This is a genomic window from Algibacillus agarilyticus (assembly GCF_003286125.1).
Classification (GTDB): Bacteria; Pseudomonadota; Gammaproteobacteria; order Enterobacterales; family Alteromonadaceae; genus Algibacillus; species Algibacillus agarilyticus.
The window spans coordinates 109,480-122,697 of record NZ_QMED01000004.1 but is presented as its reverse complement, the minus strand read 5'-3'; the positions used below and the strand labels follow the sequence as shown (position 1 = coordinate 122,697).

10 protein-coding genes are annotated in these 13,218 nt (G+C 36.8%); 7 read left to right on the top strand and 3 right to left on the bottom strand.

The window, feature by feature from the left end; all coding sequences use genetic code 11:
• Positions 1-35 precede the first annotated feature (35 nt).
• On the top strand, positions 36-1,676 hold the full coding sequence (locus tag DPX34_RS05135) for a sulfatase family protein (RefSeq protein ID WP_232824662.1): 1,641 nt from the start codon (positions 36-38) through the stop codon (positions 1,674-1,676).
• 290 nt (positions 1,677-1,966) lie between these two features.
• Positions 1,967-2,809, top strand: coding sequence for an HDOD domain-containing protein (locus DPX34_RS05130; protein ID WP_111977337.1), 843 nt, complete (start codon positions 1,967-1,969; stop codon positions 2,807-2,809).
• Between the two features lie 325 nt (positions 2,810-3,134).
• On the opposite strand, the gene rdgC is transcribed toward DPX34_RS05130, so the two are convergent.
• The 3 genes from rdgC to DPX34_RS05110 are packed head-to-tail and all read right to left on the bottom strand — an operon-like array spanning position 3,135 to position 5,403.
• Positions 3,135-4,037, bottom strand: a complete 903-nt coding sequence (gene rdgC / locus DPX34_RS05120) for a recombination-associated protein RdgC (RefSeq protein ID WP_111977336.1) — start codon at positions 4,035-4,037, stop codon at positions 3,135-3,137.
• Between the two features lie 18 nt (positions 4,038-4,055).
• Positions 4,056-4,364 carry a DUF3301 domain-containing protein gene (locus tag DPX34_RS05115; protein WP_111977335.1) on the bottom strand — a complete coding sequence of 103 codons (309 nt, stop codon included), beginning with the start codon at positions 4,362-4,364 and terminating at the stop codon, positions 4,056-4,058.
• 4 nt (positions 4,365-4,368) lie between these two features.
• A complete protein-coding gene (locus DPX34_RS05110; RefSeq protein ID WP_157964624.1) occupies positions 4,369-5,403 on the bottom strand; it encodes a DUF3549 family protein in 1,035 nt (344 codons plus the stop codon).
• A 65-nt stretch (positions 5,404-5,468) separates the two neighbouring features.
• Between DPX34_RS05110 and DPX34_RS05105 the strand changes: the two genes are divergently transcribed.
• The 5 genes from DPX34_RS05105 (at position 5,469) to DPX34_RS05085 (ending at position 13,130) form a co-directional block, all read left to right on the top strand.
• Complete coding sequence (locus DPX34_RS05105) at positions 5,469-5,813, top strand: YqcC family protein (protein WP_111977333.1); 345 nt, start codon at positions 5,469-5,471, stop codon at positions 5,811-5,813.
• Between the two features lie 16 nt (positions 5,814-5,829).
• Positions 5,830-6,555 (top strand): tRNA pseudouridine(65) synthase TruC, encoded by a 726-nt coding sequence (gene truC / locus DPX34_RS05100; RefSeq protein WP_111977332.1) that lies wholly within the window; start codon positions 5,830-5,832, stop codon positions 6,553-6,555.
• 1 nt (position 6,556) lies between these two features.
• Positions 6,557-7,015, top strand: a complete 459-nt coding sequence (locus tag DPX34_RS05095) for a flavodoxin domain-containing protein (protein ID WP_111977331.1) — start codon at positions 6,557-6,559, stop codon at positions 7,013-7,015.
• Positions 7,016-7,883: 868 nt separating this feature from the next.
• On the top strand, positions 7,884-11,492 hold the full coding sequence (locus tag DPX34_RS05090) for a TonB-dependent receptor (RefSeq protein WP_111977330.1): 3,609 nt from the start codon (positions 7,884-7,886) through the stop codon (positions 11,490-11,492).
• 66 nt (positions 11,493-11,558) lie between these two features.
• Positions 11,559-13,130, top strand: coding sequence for an Ig-like domain-containing protein (locus DPX34_RS05085; protein ID WP_198673631.1), 1,572 nt, complete (start codon positions 11,559-11,561; stop codon positions 13,128-13,130).
• Positions 13,131-13,218: the final 88 nt, after the last annotated feature.

Genomic DNA, 13,218 nt, shown 5'->3' with positions numbered 1-13,218 from the left:
TATATTGTTAAATTTAAACTTGGTTGTGTATTTAAATGATTAAACATAGGTTAATTAAAGTCGGGTTATTGCTCGCTGCTGCGAGTTTAACGGCTTGCAGTTTGGTTACAAAGCAAAATGAGAGTACGACTGACATAACAGCAAAAACAAATAAAAAAATGAACGTGCTTTATATTATGACGGATGATCATGCTGCCCACGCTTTTGGCGCATATGGCGGTCGGTTAGCCAAGCTTAACCCAACGCCAAACCTAGATGCATTAGCGAATGAGGGCACTCGATTTGAAAATGTATTTGTTACCAATTCTATTTGCACACCAAGTCGGGCGAGTATTTTAACGGGTCAATACAGTCAAACTAATGGCGTACTCGATTTGAAAGGTTCGTTAAGTACTGAGCAACAAACATTACCATTATTGTTAAATGACGAAGGTTATGAGACCGCCGTGATTGGTAAATGGCACCTAAAAAAAGAACCCGGTGCTTTTGATTATTATGAAGTTTTAGAGTTACAAGGTAAGTATTTTGATCCCGTGTTTAGAACACAAGGAACTAAACCTTGGCCACAAAATGAAGCGACCTATAAAGGACATTCTTCGGATGTGATCACGGATTTAAGCATTGAATGGTTAAAAAACCGCAAAAAAGATAAACCTTTTTTCCTGATGCACCAATTCAAAGCGCCGCACGATTATTTTGAATATGCACCTCGATATGAATCTTATTTAGCGGATGTTGAAATTCCTGAACCGGCCGATTTATATCAAGTTGCTAATACACATGGCTCTATTGCGACTCGTGGTAAAAATGATGAACTCATGAAAGATATTGGTACATCTATATCGCAGCGCCATAATCGCCGCAGTTTAGGCCTAGATTTAGGCGTAGATGAAAACTTATCACATACTGAATTTACAAAAAAATCATATCAAAAATTTCTTAAAGCGTATTTACGCTGTGTAAAAGGTGTAGATGATAATGTCGCCCGTTTAATTCAAACATTAAAAGATATGGGGGAATATGAGAACACCATAATTGTATATACCTCTGATCAAGGCATGATGTTAGGAGAGCATGATTATCAAGATAAACGCTGGATGTATGAAGAATCTATTCACATGCCATTCGTCGTGCATGATCCGAGAGTAAAAAATGCAGCCAATACCAGTGACTTATTAATTAACAACACTGATTTTGCCCCGTTTATTTTAGATTTAGTTGATGCTGAAATACCTGACGATATGCATGGAAGAAGTTTTCGTTCAGCATTAAAAGGTGAACAGCCAGACGATTGGCGTACCGCAACGTATTATCGATATTGGACTCACCGAATGTACCATGATGTTCCTGCTCATTTTGGCTTACGAACAAAAGAATATAAACTAATTATGTTTTACGGCGCAGGTTTTGTAGAGCCACAAGAAAAATTTTATGATAGGAAATGGGTCAATAAAACAGGTTTGCATAACAATAATATCAATACGCCGGTTGCCTGGGAATTATATGATTTGCGCCATGACCCGCAAGAGCTCGTAAATGTTTATAACGATCCCCAATATGCGAGTACGATTGTTGAGCTTAAAAAAGAGTTAAAACGACAACGACAAGTTTATAATGAAACGGATGAAAACTATCCTAAGTTAAAAGCGATAATAGAGAAACACTGGAACGATTAATAGACTGACAGAACAGGTGATTATTTAAGTTTTAAACCGTATTGTTTTCCATGACAATACGGTTTTTTTACAATAAATGTCTTTTTTGTGTTTGGCTTAATCTGAATATAATTGCTCATAAAATAGTCAGTTGTTATTTTAAATCAATATTTTTATCAAAAAAGCTTAAAAATTAAGCTTTTAAATCAGTTTATTAGCATTTTTAGTTGCCAAATATTTAACCCGAGCTAAAGTAAAATATATCAATAAAAAAGTTCTTCCAGCAACACTACTCATAGGTAAAGGAATTTATGTCTACAGAAAACGCTTTGCTAACCATATTGGCAGAAAAAATTAAAAACGATTCGTTAGTATTACCTACGCTTCCTGAAATTGCTGTTCGCGTTCGCGAAGCTGCGGATAATCCAGACGTAAATTTATCGCAAATGGCCGATGTCATTGCACATGATCCGGCCTTGTCGGCTCGTATGCTCAAAATTGCAAACAGCGCCTATATTGGTCGTTCTATAAAAGTTGAAACCTTAAATCAGGCGGTCACTCGTATCGGTTTAAGACAAATCAAAAATATAGCAACCGCATTGGCAATGGAACAACTATTCGTTTCTAAAAACGATTTAGTTAAAGCCATGCTAGATAAAGTGTGGAAACTATCGATAGAAGTCGCTTCTGTCGCCATGGCCACCATCAAAGTTTATTTGCAAACGAATAAACATACATCATTGAACTTAGATACAATCACACTTGCAACGTTAGTGCATAATATTGGTGTTTTACCGATATTAACTGAAGCCGAGCGTCATGAAGAAGTGTTTGCTAAGCCTGAATTTTTAGAAGGCGCAATAGCCCGTTTAGCGGGGCGCATTGGTGGTAACATTATGCGCGCATGGGATTTCAGTGAAGATTTCATTGTGATTGCAGAGCGTTGGAATGATCTACGCGTACAACCAGACGCAGTCGCTTACTTAGATTTTGTTAGGATCGCCGCCGTCTATTGTGATGTATTACCCATTGATGAAGATAAAGAAGACTTTTATGATCGATACGTTGATAAAGGTGTGATCCCTTCAGTTGAATTTTTAGAAAGCGAAGAGTTTTTAGAAGCATATAATGCCGCTAAATCTATTTTTTCTTAAATAATCGATTTACCGCTAAACTAAAAAAGGCGCTAACAAGCGCCTTTTTTAGTTTGTGCGACAGAATAGATGTTATACCAATCCGTAATAATAAGTGCCCACTCAGCGAGCGTTTAAATGCGCTTAAATGAAAGAATAGTGGTGCTCTTTTGAGGTCGATCAACACAGAGTAAGCGCATTTGAAGCTCGCCTGAAAGGAATGCCCCAGCGGCTTTTGATCTGCGTTATCGGTATTTGAAAGGGAACAACCATTCCTGTACACCGACGCCTTGTTCAAAAACCGATGGATGCATTCTGAGAGATCACTTATTTATATGAATTGGTATTACTCTGGTTTTTTGCCAAATAAATCAGCGATATACTCAACAAATCGCGTTAACTCCGCAGACATTAAAATAAAGTCAGCATCGAGTTTTGCTAAATGATCTTCATTTTGAATATCATCATTTTGCGATTTAAGTTCGTCACTGAATTTAATTCGTTTTATGGCGAGATCTTCTTGCAAGATACAGCTTAATGTTTCATCCCAATCAATGGCCAATTTAGTCACAAATTTCCCTGATTCAAGGTGGTTTTGAATATCATCAGAGTCTAAAGCAATATTCTTCGTTCTTACCGTGCCTTCATCTTCAGCAAAGTCTTTGAATTCAGCTTCAGTCCCTAAAGTCACATGCTGTGGTTCCTTACCTTTAACCCAATCATTGAGTTCAACCATAACTGGTGACTCAATTTCAAGTGGTATAACCGGTAATGAACCTAATGTTTTGCGCAAGTAGGCTAATAGTTCTTCTGCTTTGCTTGAACTTGAGCTTTCGACAATGATATATCCCGCTTTTTTAGCAATTAATGCACGGGTAAAAGACGATTTTACAAAAGCTTGTGGCAATAAACTGTGAATAAGTTCTTCTTTAATATTCTGCTTTTCTTTACCTTTTACTTTACGACTTTCAGCTTGTTCGATTGCTTTACATTTTTCATCGAGCAATTCACGTATAACGGCAGCAGGTAATACTTTCTCTTGTTTTTTTAGGTTGATTAAGAAATAGTCGCCTGCTTGATGCACTAAACCTGCGGTGTTAGGTGCTAATGACGGTGTCCAACCATAAGATTGGATCTCAGTTGTACCACAAGGTTTAAATAAAAAGTTTTGTAATTGATCTTCTAATTCGATTTGGTCTAAATCGAAAGGTTTACTGAATTGATAAAAAAGGGCGTTTTTAAACCACATAGTGAAAATCCATATTAATTAATTTACGCGATAAACTTCGGTTGTTATATCCAAAAGTCGGCAGTCTTCTAAGGTTATTTCACCTTGATTTTTATCTTCCCCATTGCCACTAAATTCAAACAAATAAACTGAATGCCAATTAGCAAACTGGCGCTTAAAGAAAATGAGTTTAGTTTTAATGCGTGCACATGCAATATATTGCAGATCATTTTTTTCGCAGTACTGTTGGGCAATCTTATTTGCGATCTCAGCTTGTTTACGTAATTGCCAAAATTGTAATACAACCGCAATGATGAGTGTGAGAACCAGTACATCCATTATGATCATAGACTTATTTACCTTGTTGTTTTTTGATCATCAAATCTAAGGCTTTACGCGTATGGGGTAAAACGTCGCTACTTGAGAGTAATTTAAAAATATTATTGCGTAAGCTGGGTAGTGCTACCAAATCCGCAAATATTGAACTAAACAAGGTTAAGCTTTCTAATTGCGCAATATGTTCTAAATAAGCAACTAACGTTGCATCTTGTTCAAATGCTGGCCAGCAACGAGCGGTTAGTACCACTAAAACATCCGCAGATTGCCCCGCTGGTGTTGGCAATAAATCAATAACTAACTCTCGCACCATTTGGGTATTGCTGTGGCTTGAAAGTAAACGTAACCACATCGCAACAATATGAATATCAGAAAAGTGCTGTTGTCGTAACGATTTACATAAACGGTTAGCTAATGCTTTTGAAATAACATTATGTTCCAAGAGTGAAGCAAGTTCTTTATGTAAAGGTGCGGGTAAATCAAAAAATACCTGATCAAAGTTTCGTTGATTAACGGGGTTCGATAAATCCGTTATAAAATCAGCCATCCCTTGGACACTAATGGCTTGCCAACTGGTCGCATCTGGTTGCACAAAGTAACTTGAACATTTCAAATAGTCGTTTGATACAGGCTGTTTAAATTTATGCTTTAATTTTGCATTTATAACGGCTATTTTTTTTTCATCAGGCGTTTTTATATAAGGATTATCAGGTATTTCTTGTTGTGAATCCCCCGATGAGAAACTCGCGCCTAATGCTTCCTTAATGATGGAAACAAAATGATTTCGTGCCCCCGTATTCAATCGACTTTCTTCATCTAATGGTAAGTTTAAAAACCAGATATAAGGATTTTTTTGGTTTTCTTTAGTCCAATAAATTAAAGCGAATTTAGCGTATTGTTGAATAGGATAAGGGTAAGGTGATTTTAAATCTTCGAACGAGATAAATGATTTTTTATCTATTTCTTGTATGATGCGCCCGGTATCTAAAACCATGAAGTCGCAATTAGCGATTTTTAATAGCTGATATAATGTTTCAATGTTTTCTTGCAAAATACGGTTCTTAAATCTAGTAACATAAATGCATTATACGCATAACTCACGTGGGAGTTAAATAAATGACGGATGAATTAAGTCATAAGTTGCAAACACTTTTATTACAGTTAGAAAAGTCGATGCTTCAAGCCGGTGCTTGGCAAATAGAACGCCCAAATCAACAGGCAATGCAGAGCCAATTGCCTTTTTGTATCGATACCTTAACGTTTAGCCAATGGTTGCAATTTGTATTTATCGAAAAAATGCAAAATATGATTAATGCTAATCAGCCATTACCTTCAACACTGCAGTTGTTACCGATGGCAGATGAAGCTTATAAAGTTGAGGGCGATTGTGATTATGCTATTAGGCAAACCATTGCCAAAATCGATCAGTTGTTTAGTCATTTAAATTCAAGCGATAAATAGGTCAGGTAAAAGCGGTATGTTAGATATATTGTATCAAGATGAACACTTAGTGATCGTTAATAAGCCATCGGGTTTATTAGTTCATCGTTCGTTAATTGATAAACATGAAACGGAATTTGCACTACAAACGGTGCGTGATCAGATTGGCCAATATGTTTATCCTGTGCATCGGCTTGATAGGCCTACATCGGGTATTTTGGTGATGGGGCTTTCGTCAGACACCGCTCGAATTATTTGTCAATCAATTGAAGCGCGATTAATGAAAAAGCAGTATTTAGCGCTTTGTAGAGGTTTTACACCGGAAAACGGCGAAATCGATTATCCCTTAGTTGAAAAGCTCGATAAAATTGCAGATAAACAAGCTTCGATAGAACCAACTGCAAAATCGGCTTTCACTCGATTTGAAAGACTGGCGACTTCTTCAATCCCCGTTGAAATAAATAGATATCCAGAATCTCGATTTAGTTTAGTCCGGCTATTTCCAACTGAAGGCCGAAAACATCAAATCAGAAGACACTTAGCACACATTAGGCATCCTATAATATATGATGTGAATTATGGCGATAATAAGTATAACCACTACTTTAAGCTGCAATTCTCGGAAGCTAGATTAGGCTTACATGCAGAACGAATACAATTACCTCATCCTTTTACTGGGGAAATTTTAGATATACATTGTCCATTGGACAGTACTTATAAACAAATGTTGAACATAGCAGCAATTGAAAATAGTGGAATTTAGAATGAATAAAGTAGCAATATTAGTGGGCTCTGTTTTTGGAGCGGCAATTGAATTAGCAGAACACACTGAAGAGCAATTAAAAAAAGCGGGTATTAAAGTGCAACTATTTGACGAAACACCGTTGCAAGCAGTGTTAGATTTTACCCCCACTCATTGGGTTATTATTACGTCTACAACAGGCATGGGTGATATTCCTGATAATTTGATAAGCCTTTTTGACGAAATGCGTGATAGTTTTCCTAATCTATCTGAATCTAAATATGCAGTCGTAGGTATGGGAGACTCAAGTTACGTTGATAGCTTTTGTGGTGCCGGTAAGCAATTTGATAAATTAATGGGCGAATTAATGGCAACGCCGTTTATCCCTTTTTTCGAAATTGATGCTTGCGAAACGATGGACCCAGTGACTTTTGCTGAAGGCTGGTTTGAGGAATTAAAAGAAAATATCCTTCCTTGTTAATAAGTGATCTTTCACGATAGTTTAAAAGGGCTTAAACAAGGAGTATGGCTGAATGAATAGTTCTACTCTTTCGAAGCTATGCAATGCAAGCCCTTTTTAAAACTCGCCTAAAAGGAATTCCCAGCGATGGTTGCTCTTCGTTTTCGCTGTTTATAAGCATTAATTTATAGCAACGCCTTAATCCAAAACCCTGACCGCATGACCGACGATGAGTAGGCATTGATTAATGCGAATAAGGTCTAAATGGTAATCTAAATTATAGGCGGCTAATTTACCATCATATGAATATAAAACCGCTTACTCTTATAGTGGTTTGGGTTGGCATATCTAAAAACGTCTCTGTACTAAGCTTTTTTGTAACTCATTTAATCTTTTCTTATAAATTCATTTATATATAAATATCATTTTCTCTATTGAAATAATGGCGTCAATATAATTATTTGTTTAGTTTTAATTGTCATAATCAATTGCCTTCTAATAAACAGTGCTAAATTGTTATCTATTTGTAAAATTAAATTACAATTTAAGCAAAATAAATAAACCAGTTAGCTTTAGTACAAAAATTTTCCGGCTATTAATGAGTATGTAAAGCTCAATAATTAAGCACTTTATATTTAAAAGGTTATTAAAATGGATACATTTATTCCTTTATGTACTTAAAAAACACATATGTTTATTAAATGTAAAAAAGTTTTATTATATTTGATATATGAAACCATGAATTTGTTGACAAATAGTTAGTCACTTGGTTAAGATGTTTACATGCGATGTAAATGATTCATTTGTAAAAATATTTACGTTTAAGCGTTGTTATAAATTTATAAAAATATAATAAAGATAATTGAACTACCATTTGGAGAACAAACAGATGTCGAACAGTTTCAAATTAAAACCAATCGTCTTAGCTATGGTGCCATTACTTGTCACTGGTAATGTATATGCCGTTGAAGAAGAAAATAAAGCAGACGAAGTAGAGACGATTGAAGTAACTGGCTATCGAGGCAGTATATTAAAGTCAATACATGATAAGCGTAATTCTAAAACGATTGTTGATTCTATTTTTGCCGAAGATATAGGTAAAACAACCGATCAAAATATAGCTGATGCATTAAGCCGTGTTACCGGTGTCTCTATTCAACAAGAAGATGGTGAAGGAACTAAAATATCTGTAAGGGGTGCAGGCGCAAACTTAAATAACATCTCACTTAATGGTGTGCAATTAACCAGTTCAGATCCTAATCAAGGAGTTGATTTAAGTGCGTTTTCTGCTGATATATTGTCACAAATCAGTGTTTATAAAACCTCAAGTGCCGATCACGATGAAGGTTCATTAGGTGCAAATGTTATTTTAAGAACGGCTAAACCGTTAAATACAGATGAGCGCACATCATTTGAATATCAAGGTCGATATAATCAATTTGCAGATAAAGCCGATCGTAAATTAAGTGCGAGTTTATCACGCAAATTTTTTGATGAACGTTTTGGTTTTATATTAACAGCTGCGGATGAAACACAATCAGTAAGAAAAGACTCAGTAACGGGTAATTGGTTAGACCCGTATCAAGTTACAACGTTAAAAGCGGGCGGTGCACGTGATTTAGATGGCAACATCATTCAAGAAGATATGAATGTCATTATGCAAAAATCGTTAGGTTTTAGTTTAAATCAAAACCAACGTGACCGAAGCACTGTTACAGCTGGTTTCCAATTTATCCCTACCGATTCAACCGATATTCAACTTGATTTAAGTTATTCAAAGCAAAATGTTGTTACCGATGATCATAAAATTAATGTCAATGTGCCTAATTTTTGGGGCAACAGTGATAGTGATAACTTAACCGTGGGTAAATGGGGTAATGTACAAGATCCTGAAGGTGGAGATTTATTAGACCCCGAGACTGGCACGCCAATTCCATTACCGGCGGTTGCCGATCCACAAGAAGATTGGTGGACGGTTAACACGGATTCACATACGGTGGTAAAATCGTTAAACCGGTTTGGCAATGGGAGTTTTGGTCGTTTACAACGTGAAGACGAAACAATAAATAAAATTGTAACTTTAAATGTGACGCAAGATATAACCGACTCTTTAAGAGTTGAGTTTAAAGCAGGTTACTCTGCAACAGATTACGATATTTTAAATGCATCTAATGTAAATACGGCTAACTGGGATACAACCCCTAACTCAGTATTACGTGAAATTCCATTATCAGAGTTAGAACCGGTTGGCTACGACTGCACATCTGGTACATGCCAAATGGTGGTGGGTACAAGCCCATACACTTATGTACCCGGTGGAATAAATGACAACATGCGAAATAAACCAACTACGGGTTTTAATCCTTTAGATCCAGGCGCACATCATGTCGGCTATGTTTCTGCTGATGATAATTTTACAAAAGATGTAAACAAGAGTTTATTTGTTGATTTTGATTGGGACTTAGATGAGTTTGGCATCACGACCATTGAATTTGGTGGTAAAGTCTCGCAACGCACAAAAGATGTTTATACAAAAAATGGTTTATTTCAGGGAAATGCAATTAGCGCATTTGACCCTATCACGGGTAAACCTATACCGGGTTTAAGCCCATCGAGTATCCGTGCTTCTGAAATTGTAGATGATGCTTCATTTCCTGTCACTGATTGGATGAATGGCTTAGCGGGCATGAGCAGTGATTACGACACCAGTTTTGTTAAAAATGGTTGGGGCTTAATCAATGCTGAAAAAGCATTTTATCAAATGTTTGCCCTCGATGATGTTGAAATTAATTATGACGAAAGTGGCCGTCGTAAGATGATCCAAGATAATTATTCAGTCTACGGTAAGTTAAACTTTGAGCTATTTGATGGCCGTTTGACGGGGGATGCAGGTCTTCGATTTGTGCATACCGAAGTGACTTCACCTATCGGTAGTTCAAAAATTGAATATTTCAGAACAGATAGAATCTTTACACCACATGAATTAGTCGCTAATGGTTTATTCAATCAAGAGCTCGACCCTTGTACCAAATTTGCCAATACAAACCAAACGATCCGTATTGATGGTACATATCAACTAGGCGATGATCAAAGCTTTACTGACAGTAATGGAACTACCTACGGTGCCGGTGAAACCATCCCTAATGAATACCCATGTTATGACCCTAATATTGCGGAATCGACTTATGTAGACCCTGTTAGTGGCGAGTCAGTTGAAGGTTTTGCTGGACCTGAAATACCGGTTACTAATGGTCGTAGCTGGTGGGGTAATATTCGCCATGCTGATCAATCAACATTAGGCGACGCAAATTACCAGCGTTTATATGAAAGCAACGGCTTTGGTGAAAGTGATGTTTGGTTACCTAGTTTAAATCTGAATTATCAATTTTCACAAGAATTGATTGGTCGTTTTGCCACGTCCAAAACGATGGCTCGTCCTGGGTTTGATAAATTACGCCCTGCTTTTAGCGTGAATGAAGATGTTTGGGGCCAATTCTCTCGTATTAATGTACCTAACCCAAATCTGCAGCCGTTAGAATCTACTAATTTAGATTTATCTATCGAATGGTACTTTAACGACAGTGGTCAACTCTCGATAGCCGCCTTTAATAAAGATATGGTTAACTTTGCTGAAACGGTTAAAGATAATTTTTATTACCGAGATATGCGTCATTCAACAGATAGTGAAATCAGTATCGAAGATATTTTAATTCCTATTGATAGCAATTTAATGGCTGGTCAAGACACGACCACGGTTAATGGTACGGCTGCGCAATGTATGCCTGACCGTGCGGTACAAGATAAGTTGAAAGGAACATTAAGTCTAGGCTGTGAGTTAGCGCAAACGACGATTGAACGTAATGGTAAGTCAGCATATACAAGAGGTATTGAGTTTGCTTATCGTCAAAGTTTTGATTTTCTACCGGGTATTTGGTCTGGAATTGGGACTAACATTAACTACACGTATGCTAAATCAGAATCAGATGCCGAAATATTAGAAGCATCCGGTAATAAATTAAAAGCGGCACCGCAAGCTTATACACCAAAACATACCTTGAATACGGCGTTATATTGGGAAAAATTTGGTCACCAAATTAAATTAACGCATCGTTATAATTCTATCCAAATGGATGCTCAAGGTATGCTAGATGGTAGAGCGTGGGTTGACGCTCGTAGCGTAATTGATTTATCTGCCAACTATAAAGTTAATGACATGGTTTCAATTAGCTTTAATGCACTTAACTTAACAAACTCAGATGTTCGTACATTCTTTACAAGTACCACTATGAATTTAGGTGATCAATTAATGGATGCCGAGGGTAACTATTTAAATTCTGACGGCGCTATTTTACCTGAAGGTCATGCAGAAAGTGAGCGTGTATCAGTGGTATTTGATGAAGGAAATCCAATGGAAGACAGCAGTGTTCCAACGCATCGTACGATTAATGCCTATAAAACGGGTCGTCAATTCCGTTTAGGTGTTCGTGTTAAATTTTAATTAATACGTATCAAGGTTTTCATGAGTCGCGATGAGCGGCTCACGTTCAAGTTTTGGAGAAAAAGAATGAATTTTAAATTAAAAGATGCGATTTTACCGAGTGTATTGATTAGCTTATTAAGTGCATGTGGCAGTGATACTCAAACTCAGGCCACCACAGCAAGTGCATTACCCACGACAGATGAACCGGTTATTGTTAAAGAATACAATGAAAATGATCCGATAAGTGAAGTTGATTTACTCGCCGGAATGAGTAACCCCGATGGCACGACATTATTTATCAATGGGACTATCCAAGCGTTATCAACTGAGGTTATTCCCTATATACAGCAAATAGGTAAAGGCACTGATAAATATAAGATATTTGACCGTCCGCAAGCGGGTATTGAACTCAGTGGCAATATGCTTAAAGTTCAACCTTTTGTTTGGACCGATAAATTAGCATTTGGTGATAAAGAAGTTATCGAATTAACTTATAAAATTGATAATGGTTACGATAATGGCGATGCTGATTTTGATAATGATCAGTTTACGCGTAAGGTCGTAATAACTATTAATGGTGTTGTTGATGAAGTTGAAGACATTATATTTAATCATCCTTCTGGTTTAGTTGCTAACCCAGGGTTTACCACTGATTTAAGTACGTCTATTTATCCAGCGAATTCAACTTATCAAGCGTTAACTTATGAAAGCTCTAACCCAGCGGTGGCTACGATTTCTGATTCGGGTGTTATTACGGGTGTGACACTAGGTGATTTTACTATTACCGTTAAATCACACAATGGTGATGCAGGGCAAATAGTTAAAATGATTAACGGTAAAGTAGAGCAGTTAGTCGACCCTATTGGTGTTGAGTTAAGAGCGGGTGGTGGTAATTTATCTGCTTTTGCACTTGATGTGACCGGAACGCAAACTTTACAACCTGTTTTTTTACCTGAAGGTGCTGATTTCCAAAATGTGCCTACCGTAACCTGGACATCAACTGATACATCTAAAGTAACGGTTGATGCTAATGGCGTAGTCACAGCACTAGAGTATGATATTAATGATAGCAATAATGTGAATGTTGTTGATATTGTGGCATCAATTACGACTGGCGCGGGCACATTAACTAAAACTTTACCAGTAACCGTTACACCCCATAAAACCAATTTTTTCCATTCTCGTAATGCAGATTTTGAAAAAGGTGAGTTGGGTTTATGGAGTAATTATTGGGAGAACTTACCTAACTCCGTTAGTGTAACAACGGCAGCAGCTAAAGATGGCATGTATGGCGCACATATTGTATCTGACGGCACTAAACATACTGGTATTACTTTTGCTGCCGATATTTCTCCACAAATTGTGGGTGAAGGTCAAGGCCGTAAATTTAAAGTGAGTTATGATATAAAATCGAATAATTACTCGGGTGCGAACCAACCATTCCGTTTCTACTTTATTGCTCAAGGTTCTTGGGGTACGCGTATTGAAAAATGGCACGCACCCATTAATAGTAATGATTGGCAACATGTTGAAATTGAGCTGGATGAAACTGACTGGTCAACCACATCAAATTTAGGCCGTTTTGATTTTTATTCAATATTAGGCAAGCCTATTGATGTTTATGTCGACAACTTCAAGTTAGAACTTGTTGAATAATATCTATCAGGTTATTTATTGATATAAAACCCTTCTCATGAAGGGTTTTTTGTTTCTAATTCTAATATTATTTAGCAAGTTTCAGATA

Excerpts from the sequence above, each read along its gene's own strand:
- DPX34_RS05135 (WP_232824662.1), top strand. The coding sequence starts at position 36 with ATGATTAAACATAGGTTAATTAAAGTCGGGTTATTGCTCGCTGCTGCG.
- DPX34_RS05130 (WP_111977337.1), top strand. The coding sequence starts at position 1,967 with ATGTCTACAGAAAACGCTTTGCTAACCATATTGGCAGAAAAAATTAAA.
- rdgC (WP_111977336.1), bottom strand. The coding sequence starts at position 4,037 with ATGTGGTTTAAAAACGCCCTTTTTTATCAATTCAGTAAACCTTTCGAT.
- DPX34_RS05115 (WP_111977335.1), bottom strand. The coding sequence starts at position 4,364 with ATGATCATAATGGATGTACTGGTTCTCACACTCATCATTGCGGTTGTA.
- DPX34_RS05105 (WP_111977333.1), top strand. The coding sequence starts at position 5,469 with ATGACGGATGAATTAAGTCATAAGTTGCAAACACTTTTATTACAGTTA.
- truC (WP_111977332.1), top strand. The coding sequence starts at position 5,830 with ATGTTAGATATATTGTATCAAGATGAACACTTAGTGATCGTTAATAAG.
- DPX34_RS05095 (WP_111977331.1), top strand. The coding sequence starts at position 6,557 with ATGAATAAAGTAGCAATATTAGTGGGCTCTGTTTTTGGAGCGGCAATT.
- DPX34_RS05090 (WP_111977330.1), top strand. The coding sequence starts at position 7,884 with ATGTCGAACAGTTTCAAATTAAAACCAATCGTCTTAGCTATGGTGCCA.
- DPX34_RS05085 (WP_198673631.1), top strand. The coding sequence starts at position 11,559 with ATGAATTTTAAATTAAAAGATGCGATTTTACCGAGTGTATTGATTAGC.